Origin of the sequence: Thiocapsa sp. UBA6158 (genome assembly GCF_002423035.1) — a bacterium.
Lineage (GTDB): Bacteria > Pseudomonadota > Gammaproteobacteria > Chromatiales > Chromatiaceae > Thiocapsa.
The window spans coordinates 14,759-30,293 of record NZ_DIUM01000117.1; the positions used below are offsets into that span (position 1 = coordinate 14,759).

Sequence of the window (15,535 nt, forward strand, 5' to 3'; positions counted from 1 at the left end):
CCGTGCTCTTCGAGCTTGCGCACCAGCGAGGCAATCGAGGAGTTCTTCTGCCCGATCGCGACGTAGATACACTTAACGCCGGTGCCTTTCTGGTTGATGATGGCATCCACGGCAACCGCGGTCTTGCCGGTCTGGNNTCGCCGATGATCAGCTCGCGCTGGCCGCGGCCGACCGGAACCATCGCATCGATGGCCTTCAGACCGGTCTGAACCGGCTCGTCGACCGATTGACGGGCGATGACACCGGGGGCGACCTTCTCGATCGGGGAGGTGCCCGATGCCTGAATCGGACCCTTGCCGTCGATCGGATTGCCCAGCGCATCCACGACGCGTCCGAGCAACCCCTCGCCGACCGGCACCTCGAGGACGCGTCCCGTGCAGCGCACCCAATCGCCTTCGGACAAATGGGTGTACTCACCCAGGACCACCGCGCCGACCGAGTCGCGCTCGAGGTTNNCCGTGCACGCGCACGATACCGTCGGTCAAGCTGACGATGGTGCCTTCGGTCCGCGCCTCGGTCTGAAGATCGAGCTTCTCGATCTTTTGTTTGATGAGATCGCTGATCTCGGAAGGATTCAGTTGCATGGCGGTGTCCCGTTCAGAATTGCAATGCGTGAGCCAGTTGCTTGAGCTTGCCGCGGACCGAGTCGTCGATGACGAGGTCCCCGGCGCGAATCTCGATCCCGCCGATCAGGGCGCTGTCGGTCTCGACGGTGACCTCGACCTGCCCGCCGAAGCGCTTCGCGAGTGCGGCGGAAACCGCCGCCTGCTCGGACTCGCTCACGTCGAATGCGCTGCGAATCAGGACGTGGCGCACGCCTTGGTCGGCAGTGCGGCTCGCCTCGAAGAGGCGTCTGATCTCGGGCAATGCCGCAAGCCTGGCGTTCTCGGTCAGCAACCCCAGGAGGTTGGATGCCTCGGGCAGGAGATCATCACCGCAGACCTCGAGGATAATGTCGCGGATGCGCTCGCGGGGCACGTTCGGGTTGGCGATCTGCTCGGCCATCTGGGGATCGCCCACGACGGCCGAGAGCATCTCGAGAGCCTGCGACCAAGCGTCCAACTGACCAACCTCTTTCGCGCGCTCGAACACGGCCTCTGCGTAAGGCCGCGCGATGGTGGTGATGTCTCCGGCCATGGGTGGTCCTTAAAGCTGCTTGGCGAACGATTCGACGAGGCCCTGGTGCGCCTTGATGTCGATCTCCTTCTGGAGGATCTTCTCGGCGGCGGCGACGGCAAGTGTCGCGACCCGCTCGCGAAGCTCTTCGCGGGCACGGTTGGTCTCCCGGTCGATCTCGGCTTGTGCGGCCGCAACGACACGACCGCTCTCGCTGCGCGCGTCGGCCTTAGCCTCCTCGACGATCTCGGTTGCCCGCTTCTGAGCCTGCGCGACGATATCGGCCGCGGCGGCCTTGGCGTCCTTGATGAGGACGAGGGCACGCTGCTCCCCGAGCGCCTTTTCTTGATGACCGCGCTCGGCCGCGGCGAGGCCTTCGGCGATCTTCGCCTTGCGCTCGGCCAGGGCCGTAACGATCGGCGGCCAGATAAACTTCATGCAGAACCCGACGAACACCGCGAAGGCGATCATCTGGGCAAACAGGGTCAGATTGATATTCATAGCGTTGCCTCGTGCCTATGCCTCATACCGCGTCCGGGAACAGGGCCAGGAGCCTCGACCCCGGCGAAGTGGGATGGGTGTCAGGCAGCGAACATCACGAACAGACCCATGGCGATCGCGATGACGGGCAGCGCGTCGACCAGACCCATGACGATAAAGAATTGGGTGCGGAGCATCGGGATCAGCTCGGGCTGGCGGGCTGCACCTTCGAGAAAGCGCCCACCCAGGATACCGATACCCACGCCGGCGCCGACCGCACCGAGACCCAGCATCAAGCCTGCACCGATGAACTTGATGACGTCGGCGAACAGGTTAGCGACTTCGAGTTCCATGATTCTCTCCAGTAATTAACGATGTTAGAGCAGAAAAAACGGTTTAGTGATGCTCCTGGTGGGCCATGTCGAGATAGACGATGGTCAACACCATGAAGATGAACGCCTGCAGCGTGATGATGAGGATATGGAACACGGCCCAGACGAACTGCAGCATGCCGCCGGTGATGTTCAGTACCATACTGCTGCCGTAGAGGAGCGCGATCAGGATGAAGATCATCTCGCCTGCATACATGTTGCCGAATAGACGCAGTGCCAGCGAGAGTGGCTTCGAAAGGAGACTGATGCCCTCGAGCAAAAGGTTGGCAGGCATGCCCCATTTGCCGAATGGCTGCATGGTCAGCTCGGCGGCGAAGCCCCCGACGCCCTTCATCTTGACGCTGTAATAGAGCACGAGACCGAAAACCACCAGCGCCATGCCGAAGGTGGCATTCGGATCGGTCGTCGGCACGATGCGCAGAAAGACATGATGCGGGTCGGCACCGAACAACGACATGAACTGACCGAAAAGATACGGAATCAGATCGACCGGAATCAGGTCCATCAGGTTCATCAGGAAGACCCAGGCGAAGATCGTCAGCGCCAGAGGTCCGACCAGCGGATTCTTGGCTGTGAAGGATCCCCGAACATTCTCTTCGACGAAATCGACGATCCATTCCACGAAATTCTGAGCCGCGCCCGGTACACCGGCGGTCACCTGCTCGGCTACGCGCCGGAAGAACCAGATGAATAGATATCCGAGGAGGATCGAAAAGAACATGGTGTCGACGTTGATCGCCCAGAATCCCATCTCGGCGGCCTCGGCACTGGAATGCGCGAAACCGAAACCATGCTCGGGATGAACGCCGAGCGTCAGGTTGGTGAGATGGTGCTGGATATAAGCCTGGGAGGTGAGCGTTTCGGAAGCAGCCATCGATCGTCTCTCACTTCGTGGTTCGTTCGGGCGTTTGAGCCGCAATCAGGGTCGGGATGACCTGGACCGCGAGATAGGCGCCAAGCAACACCGGGAGGTTAAGGTCGTCCAGGGTCACGAAGGCGATCGTGAACAAGCCTAGAATCAATACGATCTTCAAGATCTCGGCACCGTAAATACGCATAACCAAGCGCGCGGGCTCCGGGGCGCGATAACCGCGAAAGACCAGGGCCGCGAATAAGGCATTGGCCGCCAGGCAAGAGCCGGCCCCGATCAGGACCGAGACGGCAACCGAGACGCCGAACGGGAGGGCGAATACCACCGAGGCCAAGCCAAGGAGACTCTGGAGTTTCAGGACCCTTTTGGCATGGAGCGTGTCCGGTTGATGCATCAGATCGTCATGGTTTGGTTGAGCACACCGCTCACCGGCGCGCAGTATAAGGGGTTACGCATATAGGGTCAACGCGCTGTCGGCGTTCCGGCAGCGGCCTGAAACGATCCTCATGATTGATTAAAACAATAAACCCGGTGGCCGACTCGGGTCTGCAGGAGACGCGGTGGAGCGAATCACTTGATGTGGGCCAGGATACCGTCGAGCTCGTCGAGGCTGTTGTAGGCGATTACGAGCTTGCCGGCACCGCGATTGCCCTGCTGGATCTGTACCCGCGCCCCGAGCTTGTCGGTCAGATCGGTCTGAAGCCTGCGGATGTTGGGATCGAGATCGGGCTTGTGCTCGGAGCCCACGAGGGCCTCGCCGGATTGCTGGATCCGGCGCACCAGGCGCTCGGTCTCGCGCACCGAGAGTCCACCCCGCACCACCTGTGCCGCGGTCGTACTCTGGTCATGCCCCCGCAGACCGAGCAGTGCGCGGGCATGGCCCATCTCCAGCAGTCCCTTCTCCAGAAAGTCGCGGACGTCCGGGTTGAGATCCAGCAAACGCAGCAGGTTGGTCACCATCGAGCGCGACTTGCCCAGCGCATCGGCGATCTGCTGATGGGTCAGGCTGAATTCCTTGAGCAACCGCTCGAGCGCCCCGGCCTCTTCCAACGGATTCAGATCAGCGCGCTGGATGTTCTCGATGAGTCCGATCGCAAGTGCGGCCTGCTCGTCGACCTCCCGCACCACGACCGGGATCTCGGCGAGACCGGCCTGCTGGCAGGCTCGCCAGCGCCGCTCCCCGGCGATGATCTCGTAGCTCTCCCCGGCCAACTGGCGAACCACGATCGGCTGGATGACACCTTGGGCGAGGATCGAGTCGGAGAGCTCGCGCAAGGCATCGGGGTCGAAGTCGTGGCGGGGCTGGTAGCGTCCGGGCCGGATGCACTCCACGGGCAGGCGGGTAATGCGCTCGCTCCCCTGCGCACCGACCTCGGGGGCGGACGACTCCTCATCCGGGCTCGACACCGCGACCATCGGCGCACGTGCAGCGCCGAGCAGTGCATCGAGCCCGCGACCCAGCCCCTTCTTCTTCGGCGGTGATTTCTGCTCGCTATCCATGGCCACCCGCCTCAGGCCGCGGACTTGCGCGTCTCGCGACGACGCAGCAGCTCGCTGGCGAGCGCGAGATAGGCCACTGCACCCTTGGACGCCGGATCATAGAGAAGGGCAGGTAGACCGTGACTGGGTGCCTCGGCCAGACGCACGTTGCGCGGGATGATGGTGCGATAGACCTGATCCTTGAAATGGGTGACGAGCTGGGTCGAGACCTGATTGGCGAGGTTGTTGCGCGGGTCGTGCATGGTGCGCAGGATCCCCTCGACGCGCAGCTCCGGATTGCGGTTGGCGCGGATCTGCTCGATGGTGTCCATGAGTGCCGACAGGCCCTCCAGCGCGTAATACTCGCACTGGATCGGGATCAGGACGCCCCCGGCCGCAACCAAGGCATTCACCGTGAGCATGTTGAGCGACGGCGGACAATCGACGATGACCAGCTCGTAGTCCTCGCGCGCATCGGCCAGCACCCGCGCGAAACGACGTTCGCGGTCCGGCGAGTCGATCAGTCCGATCTCGGCTGCGGTCAGATCGCCGTTGGCCGGCAGTAGATCGAAGCCCGGCGCGGGGTCCTCGACACGACACAGACAGTCGGCCAAGGTCACGTCGCCGAGCAGCAGATCGCAGGTCGAATTGGCGAGGTTGTGCTTGTCGACCCCGCAGCCCATGGTGGCGTTGCCCTGCGGGTCGAGGTCGACCAGCAGGACGCGCCGCTTGAGCGATGCCAGCGAGGCCGCCAGATTGACCGCTGTCGTGGTCTTGCCGACGCCGCCCTTCTGGTTGGCAATGGCGATGATGTTGACCATAGGGGACTCAGTCACTCCGAAGCTCGATCAGGTGGCGCTCGACATCGAGGAAGGGGATACGCAGCGGGTGGACGTGCACGGACCCATGCGACAGGTCTTGCATGCGCGCGACGTCGTCGAGGTCGCGCCCCTTCATGAGAAGCAGTCGGCCCGGACGCGCCAGCAGATCCCGGTGAGCGGCGCCGAGCAGATCGGCGGCCGCGACGGCTCGACTCGCTATGGTACTGAAGTTTCGCCCCGGCCGGTATGTCTCCATCCGGGCATGGACCGTCTCGACGTTGTCGAGCCGCAGCTCCAGGACCGCCTGGCGGACGAATCGCAGCTTCTTTTGGTTGCTGTCGAGCAGCCAAAAGCGACGCTGCGGCTCGACGATCGCCAGCGGCAGCCCGGGCAGACCGGCGCCCGTGCCGAGGTCCAGGACGCTCGCGCCGAACAGAAACGGCGCAACCGCGAGGCTGTCGAGCAGATGCCTGGAGACCATCTCGAGCGGATCGCGCACCGCGGTCAGGTTGTAGGCCCGGTTCCAGCGCGCCAGGAGGGCGATGAGATGCAGCAGGCGCTCTTGCGCAGTGCCGTCCAATGCGAGACCCAGCTGGGTTGCACCTCGGGACAGGCGATCGGACAGGTCCGAGGCCGGCGCGCCTTCGGTCGCGTCGAGGGGTGCGGTCGTCATCAGGCGCAGCGTCGTCGGAGGTGGATCAGCAGCAGCGACACCGCCGCCGGGGTTACGCCGGGGATACGTGCGGCCTGACCCAGGGTATGCGGTCGCACCCGATTGAGCTTCTCGCGCACCTCGGTCGAGAGACCGCGCACCTGATCGAAGTCGAAATCCTCGGGCAGCGCTCGGGCGTCCTGATCACAATGACGGTCGATCTCGTCGCGTTGGCGCTCGATGTAACCCTGATAACGTGCCTGGATCTCGAGCTGCTCGGTGACCTCGGCGGGCAGAGGCTCGGGCGGATCGCCGGCAAGTGCAGCAACCCCGGCATAGCCGACATTCGGGCGGGCGAGCAGCTCGGAGGCGCGCACCTCGCGCCGCAGCGGCTCGCCGAGGATACGCTCGGCGAGCGCCTGATCGACCCGCTCGGGACGTACGAAGGTCTCGCGCAGGCGCTGGCGCTCGCGCTCGATCGCCTCGCGCTTGTCCTCGAAACGACGCCACTGCGCATCGCCGACCAGGCCGAGCCGTCGGCCCGACTCGGTCAGGCGCAGGTCGGCGTTGTCCTCGCGCAGCATCAGCCGATATTCGGCGCGACTGGTGAACATCCGGTAGGGCTCGGCCGTCCCGCGCGTGATGAGATCGTCGACCATGACGCCGAGATAGGCCTCGTCGCGCCGCGGCAGCCAAGGGTCGCGGCCCTGCACCTGGAGTGCCGCGTTGACCCCGGCCAGCAGGCCCTGCGCTGCAGCCTCCTCGTAGCCGGTCGTTCCGTTGATCTGGCCTGCGAAGTAGAGACCCTGGATATGGCGGGTCTCCAAGGAGGGCTTCAGATCGCGCGGATCGAAGAAGTCGTACTCGATCGCATAGCCCGGGCGGGTGATATGGGCCTGCTCGAATCCGACGATCGAGCGCACCAGTGCCTGCTGGATATCGAAAGGCAGGCTGGTGGAGATGCCGTTGGGATAGACCTCATGGGTCTCGAGCCCCTCGGGCTCGACGAAGATCTGATGCGACGTCTTCTCGGCGAAGCGCACCACCTTGTCCTCGATCGAGGGACAATAGCGCGGTCCGACGCCGGCGATGACGCCGGTGTAGAGCGGCGAGCGCGAGAGGCCCGAATGGATGATCTCGTGGGTCCGCGCGTTGGTATGGGTGATGTAACAGCTCACCTGGCGCGGATGATCGCTTGCGCTACCCATGTAGGAGAAGACCGGCACGGGCTCGTCGCCGGGCTGCTCGGCCAGGCGTGCGAAATCGATGCTCCGCCCGTCGATGCGCGGCGGCGTGCCCGTCTTGAGCCGCTCGACGCGAAACGGCAGCTCGCGCAGGCGCCGCGAGAGGGCATTCGACGGTGGATCGCCGGCCCGTCCACCCTCATAGTTGGAGAGTCCGATATGGATGCGACCGCCCAGGAAGGTCCCGACCGTGAGCACGACCGCATGTGCCCGAAAGCGCAACCCCATCTGAGTCTCGACGCCGACGACCCGGTCCTGCTCGATCAGCAGGTCTTCGACCGACTGTTGGAAGAGTGTGAGTCCGGGCTGGTTCTCGACCGCCGAGCGCACCGCAGCCTTGTAGAGGATGCGATCGGCCTGGGCGCGTGTCGCCCGCACCGCCGGACCCTTGCTGGCATTGAGGATGCGAAACTGGATGCCGCCGCGATCCGCCGCACGGGCCATCAACCCGCCCAGGGCGTCGATCTCCTTGACCAAATGGCCCTTGCCGATACCCCCGATGGCCGGGTTACAGCTCATCTGGCCGACCGTTTCGATATTCTGGGTCAGGAGGAGCGTGCGCAGGCCGCAGCGGGCCGCCGCAAGCGCCGCCTCGGTGCCCGCGTGACCGCCGCCCACCACCACTACGTCGTAAGGATCGCCGACCATCATGAAGGGAAACCCAAGTCTATGAGACCACGCAGTTTAACCCAGAAGCCCGCACGGATTCCCCTATGGCGATGCATCTGACCCGGCGCGTCCCGCACGAGTCGGCCAGTCTCGGGGAGCGCGTGCTCGAGGCCGCGCGGGCCGTGATCCTCGGCAAAGACCATGAGCTTCGGCTCGCTTTGGCCTGTCTAATGGCGCGCGGTCATCTCCTGATCGAGGATGTGCCCGGCGTGGGCAAGACCACCCTGGCGCACCTGCTCGCACGCCTGCTCGGCCTGGAGTACGCCCGAATCCAGTTCACGAGCGATCTGCTGCCCGCGGACGTGATCGGGGTGTCGGTCTACGATCGGGCCGCCGAGTCGTTTCGCTTCCATCCCGGACCCGTCTTCTCCCAGCTGGTGCTCGCAGACGAGATCAACCGGGCCACTCCCAAGGCGCAGAGTGCGCTCCTGGAGGCGATGGAGGAGCGCCAGGTGACGGTCGAGGGCGAGACCCGACCCCTGCCCGAGCCCTTCTTCGTGATTGCGACCCAGAACCCGCTCTTTCAGGTCGGGACCTTTCCGCTGCCCGAGTCCCAGTTGGATCGGTTCCTGATGCGGATTCGACTCGGCTATCCTGCGGCCGAGCAGGAGAAGGCCCTGCTGGCGGGAGAGGATCGGCGCACCATGGTCGCGCGTCAACAGCCAGTCCTGATCGGCGGGCAGTTGATGGCGTTGCAACAGAAGGTCGTCGAGGTCCACGCCGCTCCCGCCATCATCGAGTATGTCCATGCCATCCTTGCGCTCACGCGCAGCAGCGAGCGGTTCCTGCACGGGCTCTCCCCGCGCGCGGGGCTCGGGATGCTGCGCGCGGCCAAGGCCTGGGCGCTGCTTTCCGACCGCGATTACGTGATTCCGGAGGACATCCAGGCCGTCCTGCCCTCCTGCGTCGTGCATCGATTGGCGGCCTCGGAGTATGGGGGGCGGCTCGACGAGGAGGCTGTGGTGAGTGCGATCCTCGATCGTGTCGCGCTCGCTTAAGCTGCGTTCGGCGGCACCTACAACCGCGGGAGTACAGGCGACCGCTGGGGCGCTACCCATCACCGTCGCGGTTGACGCCGCTTAAGCGAGGATTTTTTGGGTGAGGATCACGCATGTTCGACTGGACGCGCTTTAAGGCTAGACGGCTCGGTAGCTTGTTTCGCCGGGTGGCGCGTGGGGGCGACGGGGTTGCGCGGGTCGGGCGTCGTCAGATCTATATCCTGCCGACGGGAAACGGGCTGCGTTTCGGTGCGGTGCTCTTCGTCATGCTGCTCGGCTCGCTCAATTATCAGAACAACCTGGGGCTGCTCTTTACCTTTTTTCTCGCCTCCGTCGCGCTCGTGGCCATGCACCACACCTGGTTCAATCTGCTCGGGCTTTCGGTTCAGGCTCGCGGCGGCCCGCCGGTCTTCGTCGGGGACGATGCCGCTTTCGAGGTCGTCGTCGGCACCGACGGGAAGCGGGCGCGCTACGACATCGGGATTCCGGCGGGCGAGATGCGACATCAGGCGATCGCGATCCCGGGCGGTGACTGCGGCACGATCCGCATCGCTCGCCCGACACTGCGACGCGGCCTGTCGGTGCTCGACGAGGTGACGGTCGAGACGCGCTACCCGCTGCACCTCTTTCGCGCCTGGTGCTATGTGCAGACCGATGCGACGACCTTGGTCTATCCGCAGCCGGCTCAGGTCGCGCCAGAGCCCGGATCCGCGGCGGGCGACACCGAGCCGCGCCCCCGGCAAGGACCCGAGGGGATGGAGGATTATCTGGGACCGCGACCATACCGCGACGGCGATTCACCCGGACAGATTGATTGGAAGGCGTACGCGCGCGAGCGTGGGCTCGTCGTGAAGCAATTCGGAGGGGATCAAGGGCAGGAGGTCTGGATCGATTGGGCCGGACTGACCGCGACGGATCCGGAAACCAGGATCAGTCTGCTGACGCGCCAGGTCCTCGACGCGGCCGAAGCCCGGGTCCGCTTCGGCTTGCGACTGCCCGGTCTCGAAGAGGCCCCGGGGCGAGGCGACGGCCATCTCCAACGCTGCCTGACACATCTGGCGCTTTACGATCATGTCCAAGCGAACGATCCCCTCCAACGAGCGGCCTGAGCGGACCCAGATCCTCTGGGTCACGCTGGTCCTGATCGCGGCCTATGTCCCGCTCGCGGGGCATCTCGCGCTGCAGATCAGCGCCTTTGTCGGGCTGCTCTTCGCGATCCGTCTTGCGTCGCTGCGCTGGCCGGCGGTCCTTCCGGGCACCTGGCCGTTGGCGGCCTTGACCCTGATCGGCGTCGCCAACGCGGCGGTCACCTATCAGGGCTGGTCGGGCCAGAACGCGGGCACGGCGCTCTTCGTCTCCATGCTGGTGCTCAAGCTCATGGAGCTGCGGCGCAAGTCGGACATCCGCCTGGTCGCGACCCTGATCGGGTTTCTGGTGGTCGTCGAGTTCCTGTTCGACCAATCGCCTTGGTTGGTGCTCTATCTGGCTGCCGTGGTCTTGGGCGGCATCGCCCTGCTGGTGGATCTGAACGGCGGGCTCGGGGAGGCGCGACGGCGCAGTGCCGTCGCGGTCGCCGTCAGGCTCTCGCTCCAGGCCCTTCCGCTGACACTCATCCTCTTCCTGCTGTTTCCGCGTCTGAGTGCCCCGCTGTGGAGTCTGGGCCTGGACCCGAGCAAGGCCACGACCGGGATCTCGGACAGCCTCGAGCCGGGCGCGATCAGCGAGCTCGTGCTCAACGGGGAGCTGGCGTTTCGCGCCCGTTTCGACGGCACGCCGCCCGCTGCCGATCAGCTCTATTGGCGCGGCCCCGTCCTCTGGGAGACCGACGGGCGCCGCTGGTCGGTCGGGAAGGACATCGCGAGCATCGACCCGGCCGGCACACTCTTGGAGGCGGCGCGCCCGATCGACTACGAGGTGACCCTGGAGCCGACCGATCAGCGCTGGCTCTTCGCGCTGGACATGCCGAACAGCATCCCGGACGGGGCCTTTGTCAGTCCGGATCATCAACTGATCGCGCGCCAGGTCGTCAGCGCAGTCAAGCGCTACCGGGTGACCTCCGCGCTCGACTATCGCACCGCCGCCCCGGATCCGGCACGCCTTGCCGCCGGACTGCAGGTCCCGGACAACGTGACGCCGCGGATGCGCCGGCTGGTCGAGGAGTGGCGCAGCCGATCGGAGAACGATTGGGCGCTGGTGCAAGCCGGGCTGCAGTTCTTCAACCGCGAATCCTTCCATTACACCCTGATGCCGCCGCGCCTCGGCGCGAACCCGACCGACGAGTTCCTCTTCGAGACCCAACGTGGATTCTGCGAGCACTACGCCAGTAGCTTTGCCGTCTTGATGCGCATGGCCGGCATCCCATCGCGAATCGTCCTCGGCTATCTCGGGGGCGAGCTCAACCGCGTCGGCGGCTATCACATGGTCTGGCAGTCCGACGCTCATGCCTGGGTCGAGGTGCTGATCGAGGGGCGCGGCTGGGTGCGGGTCGATCCAACCGCGGCGGTCGATCCCTCTCGCGTCGACAACAGCGGGGCCTCGCGCATGCTGGGCGCGGGCCCTTCGGTGCGCTTCACCCTGGAACAAGCCGACGCCATCGCCCGTTTCGCGCGCAACATGCGCCTCTTCGCCGACAGCCTGGATGCGGCCTGGCAGGATTGGGTCCTGGGCTTCTCGGTCGAGGATCAACTAGCCCTGCTGCAACGGCTTCGGCTGGGCGAGCTGCGCGAGTACGGGCTGGTCGCACTGATGCTCGCCGCACTCGGCCTCACCCTCGGGATCCTGGTGCTCGCCTCGATTCGCGAGCGTAAACCGCTCGACCCGCTTCAAGCCGAATACGCCCGCTTCTGCAAACGCCTCACCGGGATCGGGATCGATCGCCTGCCGAACGAGGGCCCCGTGGACTATGCCGGACGCGTCGTCGCGCAACGTCCGGACCTCGCACCCATGGTCGAGCGCTTCATGGATCTATATATCCCTGCGCGGTACGGACCGGGGGATCCGCGCGAGACCCTGACCGCACTCGCCGATCTGCTGCGCGACTTTCGGCCCCGATCACCGCGTGCCCGTCGGGGTTGAAGGAGTCCGAGATCGCGACTCGCGACTCGCGACGGCACGAGGTTTCCCCGAACGCACTAAGGAGCCGTTCAATAACAAGCGACCCATCTTAGCCCCTCTCCCCTCGCGGGAGAGGGGTTGGGGAGAGGGGGAGAAAGAACCAGAATGGCTCAGTCGTTTCTGAACCGTTACTAAGTTCTCCGCGCGCAATGCCGGCGATCTTCAACGCGATCTCTTCCGGCGAGAGAACGAAATCGATGCACCCGCTGGCGATGGCGCTCTCGGGCATGTCCGGCTGCAGGGCGGTTTCGAGCGCCTGCGCGATGGTGATCCCTCCAACGTCCTTGATGCCGCAAAGTGCCGCCGCACCATCGCCATCGTAGCCGGAGACGATCACGGCGATCAGCTGGCCGTTCCAATCCTCGGTCAGTGAACGCCGAAAGACCGTAATCGCGTCGAGCCAGCCTCTCGGCTTCGAGATCGGCTCGAGACGGAACTCGTGACCGAGAATGTAAGCCGCGAGGCGCGTTGGTTCGAGTGCGCAGATCGGTCCGTCGCGATGCACATCCGACAGGCAGTGTCGCATCCGGATGATCCAATGCGCCCTTCGCCGGATCCACTCCGCTAGAAAAACCGCTCGCCGCAAAACGCCGTAAACGGGGTTTCTCGTTTGACCGATCGAGAGCCGCCGGTCACCGGATGCCCGAGACCCGAAGGCCATCGAGCTGCGGACCCGCCGCAGAGTCATCGCGGGATCCGCACAGGCCCGACGACGGTCGACGTCTTCAACCTTGGCAGAGAGAGCAACGAAAATATGAGCCAGCATTCGCATCTCACCCTGTGGCGTCGTGACTTCGGCGTCGTCCCGGCCGCCGAGCGCCGTCTCGCCCGTTTTGCCCTGCAGTGGCTCGACAGCTTCCCGGCCGCACGCGTCGCCTTGAGGAACGACGACGCCCTCGAGTCGATGTGGCGGTTGACCCTTCCGCTGCTTGATCCCGAGGCCGTGGCGGGCTGGCTGCCGCCGGTTGACGAAGGGTCGCCGGACGAAGATGCCGACATCCGAGGCGGGTCGAACCTGCTCAACGTGCTCAAGAAGCAGTACCGCCGCGAGTGGCCGAGCGACGAGGATCCGCCGCTGGATCACCGCCAGCAGGATCGGGCCAAAGGCTTCTTGAAGTCGCTGCCGCGCGCTGTCTTGACGCGTCTGGCCAAGGCCGACGGGCGGACGCCGGTCTCGACGACCATCGCCTTGCTCGGCGAGGTTCTCGGGCTCGACGAGGCCAGTCTCTGCGTGCTCGATTTCCTGGAGCAGCGCGAGCAGTCCGAGGCGCTGCGCAGTGTCTTGCGCGCGGGCAGCCGAAGCGGCGGGCGGACCAATCTGGAGCGCTTGGCCGGGGTTCTGGGGCTCGATCGGAGTGCCGTGCGCGAGGCCTTGGCCAAGCGCGCCCCGCTGCGCAGCCTCGGGTTGGTCGACCGGGAGACCCGTCACCAGGCCGATCTGGAGGACTACCTAGCCCCGCAAAGCCTCCTGCGCGACGTGCTCGATGCCGCGCCGCAGGACAGCGAGGCGCTGCTTGCGCTCCTGATCGAGCCGGCGCCCGTCGGTGCCTGGCGACTGGATGCCTTCCCGCATCTGGTCGCCGAGAGCGTTCGCCTGAGCGCGACCCTGGGCCGCGCCGCGGCCACCGGGGCGGTCGGCGTGAACGCGCTCTTCTACGGCGCGCCCGGCACCGGCAAGACCGAGCTGGCGCGTGCCCTGGTCGCGGCGTGCGGGCTGCGGGCCTATCAGGTGCGCAGCGCCGACGAGGACGATGACGGGCTGAATCGCGACGGGCGTCTGTCGGCCTATCTGGTCGCGCAGCGCCTGCTCGGGCGACGCGGCGGCGCGGTGCTGATCTTCGACGAGGTCGAGGACGTGTTCGACGAGGGCGGCGGCCTGCTCGCGTTGCTGGGCGGGCGGCAGAGCGCGGGTCGGCAGAAGGGCCGAATGAATCGCATCCTCGAGGAGAACGCGGTGCCGGCGATCTGGATCACCAATCGCACCGAGGGGATGGATCCGGCCTTCCTGCGCCGCTTCCTGCTGCCGGTTGCCTTCAAGACCCCGCCGCGGTCGGTCCGGCGCCGGATGGCCGAGTGCCATCTCGGGGACGCGGCACTGCCGCCGACGCTGCTCGACGAGCTGGCGACGGACACCGCCCTGGCCCCGGCGCAGCTGGGCGCGGCCCGCCGTCTGCTCGACCTGCACCCGGAGGCGCCGGCCGAGCAGACCGTGCGCGACGGCATCGGGGCGCTGCGCAGCCTCCTGCACGGGGCACCGGGGCCGCGCCGACGCCGGACGGGTACGGCGTTCGACGTCGCCTATCTGAATCTGGCCGGCGACATCACGCCGGGCGCGATCGCCCGCGCGCTGGCCGAACGGGGGCACGGCAGCCTGTGCTTCTACGGTCCGCCGGGGACCGGCAAGACCGCCTTTGCCGAGGTGCTGGCCGAGGCGCTCGACCGCGAGCTGGTGGCGCGGCAGGCCTCCGACTTGGTCTCGCCCTATGTCGGGGAGACCGAGCAGAACCTGGCTCGGCTGTTTCGCGCGTGCGACCCGGCGCACACGGTCCTGCTGCTCGACGAGGTCGACAGCTTCCTCGCCGACCGACGAGCGGCCCGCCACGGCTGGGAGCGTACGCAGGTGAACGAGCTGTTGCAGCAGATGGAAGGCTTTCCCGGCATCTTCATCGCGGCAACGAACCTGATGTCGGGCATCGATGCCGCGGCGCTGCGGCGGTTCGACTTCAAGCTGCACTTCCGTGCATTGAAGCCGGCCCAGCGCCTCGCCCTGTTCGCCCGCGAGGCGCTCGGCGACGCCACAGCCCCGGTCCCGCCGGAGATCGCGCGGCATCTAACGGCGCTGGAGAGCCTGACACCCGGTGACTTCGCCACGGTCTGCCGCCAGCGTGAGCTGCTCGGCGAGACCCCGACACCGGAGCAGTTCCTGCGCCGGCTGATCGCGGAGTGTCGGTTGAAGGGAGAGGAGATGGTCAGGGCGGCGTGATCCCGGAGGGGGTCGACTCGCTCCGGTCGGCGCCGAAGCGGATCTGGGCGGGATCCGCTTCGGCGGTGTGGTTCAGTGCATGGAACGTCAAGTCGACCGAACGGTCACGGACGATGAACGCGTACCTTGACCTCGGTGGCCACAACAAAACAGCCTCGCCAAGAACCGAGATCGTGGCCATTAAACAGCGACAGGACTCGATTCATGACGGCGCGGCGTCCCGGTTGCTTCATGCGTATCAGCAGAATTCCATGATGAGTGCCTGGCTTAAACCGCCTCACGTCGGAAAAATCGAGATCCTGAGTGATCAGGAAACGACCGCTGCTCTGAGCGCCAGCCCAAACATCCGGATCGGAATGGCCCATCAAACCCTCATCAACGACGGAATCGATGTCATGCCCCAAGGCTGACAGGTCCGCCATCAAAGTGGAGGGGATGTTTTCATCCAGCTTGATCTTCACGCAACCTTCGGGATCGCCGGAATCGGCAGATCCTCCTCCGCCGAAGCCGCTGCAAATGCAATCACAGCCTGAAGATCCTCTTCGGATATCGTCGGATAAGCGGCCAGGACTTGGGCGATACTGTCGCCGTCGGCCAGGCTCGCCAGCAGAGTCCGAAGCGTAACGCGTGTTCCGCGAATCACGGTTTCACCGCCGCAGATATCCGGTTTGGCGTCGAAATGCGCAAGGTAGCTCATGATGTCTCCCACCCTGAAA

Annotated in this window: 16 protein-coding genes and 1 pseudogene; 4 read left to right on the top strand and 13 right to left on the bottom strand. The window is 65.6% G+C overall.

The features are described 5' to 3' along the window. The 10 genes and pseudogenes from B4N44_RS19830 to mnmG form a co-directional block, all read right to left on the bottom strand. Nucleotides 1–584 (bottom strand): annotated as a pseudogene (locus B4N44_RS19830) (F0F1 ATP synthase subunit alpha); the annotation flags it as partial. Between the two features lie 13 nt (nucleotides 585–597). Further along, nucleotides 598–1,137 carry a F0F1 ATP synthase subunit delta gene (locus B4N44_RS16040; protein WP_296702901.1) on the bottom strand — a complete coding sequence of 180 codons (540 nt, stop codon included), beginning with the start codon at nucleotides 1,135–1,137 and terminating at the stop codon, nucleotides 598–600. Nucleotides 1,138–1,146: 9 nt separating this feature from the next. Then, nucleotides 1,147–1,617: a F0F1 ATP synthase subunit B gene (locus B4N44_RS16045; RefSeq protein WP_296702904.1), complete on the bottom strand. Its 471-nt coding sequence runs from the start codon at nucleotides 1,615–1,617 to the stop codon at nucleotides 1,147–1,149. Nucleotides 1,618–1,697: 80 nt separating this feature from the next. Continuing rightward, nucleotides 1,698–1,949 carry a F0F1 ATP synthase subunit C gene (gene atpE / locus B4N44_RS16050; protein WP_007193473.1) on the bottom strand — a complete coding sequence of 84 codons (252 nt, stop codon included), beginning with the start codon at nucleotides 1,947–1,949 and terminating at the stop codon, nucleotides 1,698–1,700. A gap of 43 nt (nucleotides 1,950–1,992) precedes the next feature. Continuing rightward, nucleotides 1,993–2,862, bottom strand: a complete 870-nt coding sequence (gene atpB, locus B4N44_RS16055; protein WP_296702911.1) for a F0F1 ATP synthase subunit A — start codon at nucleotides 2,860–2,862, stop codon at nucleotides 1,993–1,995. A gap of 10 nt (nucleotides 2,863–2,872) precedes the next feature. Further along, complete coding sequence (locus tag B4N44_RS16060) at nucleotides 2,873–3,253, bottom strand: ATP synthase subunit I (protein ID WP_296702914.1); 381 nt, start codon at nucleotides 3,251–3,253, stop codon at nucleotides 2,873–2,875. A 176-nt stretch (nucleotides 3,254–3,429) separates the two neighbouring features. Then, a complete protein-coding gene (locus tag B4N44_RS16065) occupies nucleotides 3,430–4,359 on the bottom strand; it encodes a ParB/RepB/Spo0J family partition protein (RefSeq protein WP_296702917.1) in 930 nt (309 codons plus the stop codon). 11 nt (nucleotides 4,360–4,370) lie between these two features. Beyond that, nucleotides 4,371–5,159: a ParA family protein gene (locus B4N44_RS16070; RefSeq protein ID WP_296702958.1), complete on the bottom strand. Its 789-nt coding sequence runs from the start codon at nucleotides 5,157–5,159 to the stop codon at nucleotides 4,371–4,373. A 7-nt stretch (nucleotides 5,160–5,166) separates the two neighbouring features. Next, entirely contained in the window at nucleotides 5,167–5,832 is a 666-nt protein-coding gene (rsmG, locus tag B4N44_RS16075) for a 16S rRNA (guanine(527)-N(7))-methyltransferase RsmG (protein WP_296702919.1), read from the bottom strand. Further along, on the bottom strand, nucleotides 5,832–7,706 hold the full coding sequence (mnmG, locus tag B4N44_RS16080; RefSeq protein WP_296702922.1) for a tRNA uridine-5-carboxymethylaminomethyl(34) synthesis enzyme MnmG: 1,875 nt from the start codon (nucleotides 7,704–7,706) through the stop codon (nucleotides 5,832–5,834). The genes rsmG and mnmG overlap by 1 nt, the downstream gene beginning before the upstream one ends. 68 nt (nucleotides 7,707–7,774) lie before the next feature. Between mnmG and B4N44_RS16085 the strand changes: the two genes are divergently transcribed. From B4N44_RS16085 to B4N44_RS16095, 3 genes are all read left to right on the top strand, one after another. Beyond that, nucleotides 7,775–8,722 carry an AAA family ATPase gene (locus B4N44_RS16085; RefSeq protein WP_296702961.1) on the top strand — a complete coding sequence of 316 codons (948 nt, stop codon included), beginning with the start codon at nucleotides 7,775–7,777 and terminating at the stop codon, nucleotides 8,720–8,722. A gap of 113 nt (nucleotides 8,723–8,835) precedes the next feature. Continuing rightward, complete coding sequence (locus tag B4N44_RS16090; RefSeq protein WP_093036453.1) at nucleotides 8,836–9,831, top strand: DUF58 domain-containing protein; 996 nt, start codon at nucleotides 8,836–8,838, stop codon at nucleotides 9,829–9,831. Beyond that, nucleotides 9,794–11,797: a transglutaminase TgpA family protein gene (locus tag B4N44_RS16095; protein ID WP_093036456.1), complete on the top strand. Its 2,004-nt coding sequence runs from the start codon at nucleotides 9,794–9,796 to the stop codon at nucleotides 11,795–11,797. Before B4N44_RS16090 ends, B4N44_RS16095 begins: the two co-directional genes overlap by 38 nt. Before the next feature lie 88 nt (nucleotides 11,798–11,885). On the opposite strand, the gene B4N44_RS16100 is transcribed toward B4N44_RS16095, so the two are convergent. After that, complete coding sequence (locus tag B4N44_RS16100; protein ID WP_093036459.1) at nucleotides 11,886–12,362, bottom strand: chemotaxis protein CheB; 477 nt, start codon at nucleotides 12,360–12,362, stop codon at nucleotides 11,886–11,888. Between the two features lie 228 nt (nucleotides 12,363–12,590). Here B4N44_RS16100 and B4N44_RS16105 point away from each other — a divergent pair, with 228 nt between their 5' ends. Continuing rightward, complete coding sequence (locus B4N44_RS16105) at nucleotides 12,591–14,819, top strand: AAA family ATPase (RefSeq protein ID WP_093036463.1); 2,229 nt, start codon at nucleotides 12,591–12,593, stop codon at nucleotides 14,817–14,819. Nucleotides 14,820–14,923: 104 nt separating this feature from the next. Here B4N44_RS16105 and B4N44_RS16110 read toward each other — a convergent pair whose 3' ends face one another. Together B4N44_RS16110 and B4N44_RS16115 are read right to left on the bottom strand one after the other, a co-directional pair. Continuing rightward, on the bottom strand, nucleotides 14,924–15,280 hold the full coding sequence (locus tag B4N44_RS16110; RefSeq protein ID WP_139191972.1) for a DUF5615 family PIN-like protein: 357 nt from the start codon (nucleotides 15,278–15,280) through the stop codon (nucleotides 14,924–14,926). Continuing rightward, nucleotides 15,277–15,516, bottom strand: coding sequence for a DUF433 domain-containing protein (locus B4N44_RS16115; protein ID WP_093036469.1), 240 nt, complete (start codon nucleotides 15,514–15,516; stop codon nucleotides 15,277–15,279). The genes B4N44_RS16110 and B4N44_RS16115 overlap by 4 nt, the downstream gene beginning before the upstream one ends. Nucleotides 15,517–15,535: the final 19 nt, after the last annotated feature.

Coding starts and splice junctions, on each gene's coding strand:
- B4N44_RS16040 (WP_296702901.1), bottom strand. CDS start 1,137: ATGGCCGGAGACATCACCACCATCGCGCGGCCTTACGCAGAGGCCGTG.
- B4N44_RS16045 (WP_296702904.1), bottom strand. CDS start 1,617: ATGAATATCAATCTGACCCTGTTTGCCCAGATGATCGCCTTCGCGGTG.
- atpE (WP_007193473.1), bottom strand. CDS start 1,949: ATGGAACTCGAAGTCGCTAACCTGTTCGCCGACGTCATCAAGTTCATC.
- atpB (WP_296702911.1), bottom strand. CDS start 2,862: ATGGCTGCTTCCGAAACGCTCACCTCCCAGGCTTATATCCAGCACCAT.
- B4N44_RS16060 (WP_296702914.1), bottom strand. CDS start 3,253: ATGCATCAACCGGACACGCTCCATGCCAAAAGGGTCCTGAAACTCCAG.
- B4N44_RS16065 (WP_296702917.1), bottom strand. CDS start 4,359: ATGGATAGCGAGCAGAAATCACCGCCGAAGAAGAAGGGGCTGGGTCGC.
- B4N44_RS16070 (WP_296702958.1), bottom strand. CDS start 5,159: ATGGTCAACATCATCGCCATTGCCAACCAGAAGGGCGGCGTCGGCAAG.
- rsmG (WP_296702919.1), bottom strand. CDS start 5,832: ATGACGACCGCACCCCTCGACGCGACCGAAGGCGCGCCGGCCTCGGAC.
- mnmG (WP_296702922.1), bottom strand. CDS start 7,706: ATGATGGTCGGCGATCCTTACGACGTAGTGGTGGTGGGCGGCGGTCAC.
- B4N44_RS16085 (WP_296702961.1), top strand. CDS start 7,775: ATGCATCTGACCCGGCGCGTCCCGCACGAGTCGGCCAGTCTCGGGGAG.
- B4N44_RS16090 (WP_093036453.1), top strand. CDS start 8,836: ATGTTCGACTGGACGCGCTTTAAGGCTAGACGGCTCGGTAGCTTGTTT.
- B4N44_RS16095 (WP_093036456.1), top strand. CDS start 9,794: ATGTCCAAGCGAACGATCCCCTCCAACGAGCGGCCTGAGCGGACCCAG.
- B4N44_RS16100 (WP_093036459.1), bottom strand. CDS start 12,362: ATGCGACACTGCCTGTCGGATGTGCATCGCGACGGACCGATCTGCGCA.
- B4N44_RS16105 (WP_093036463.1), top strand. CDS start 12,591: ATGAGCCAGCATTCGCATCTCACCCTGTGGCGTCGTGACTTCGGCGTC.
- B4N44_RS16115 (WP_093036469.1), bottom strand. CDS start 15,516: ATGAGCTACCTTGCGCATTTCGACGCCAAACCGGATATCTGCGGCGGT.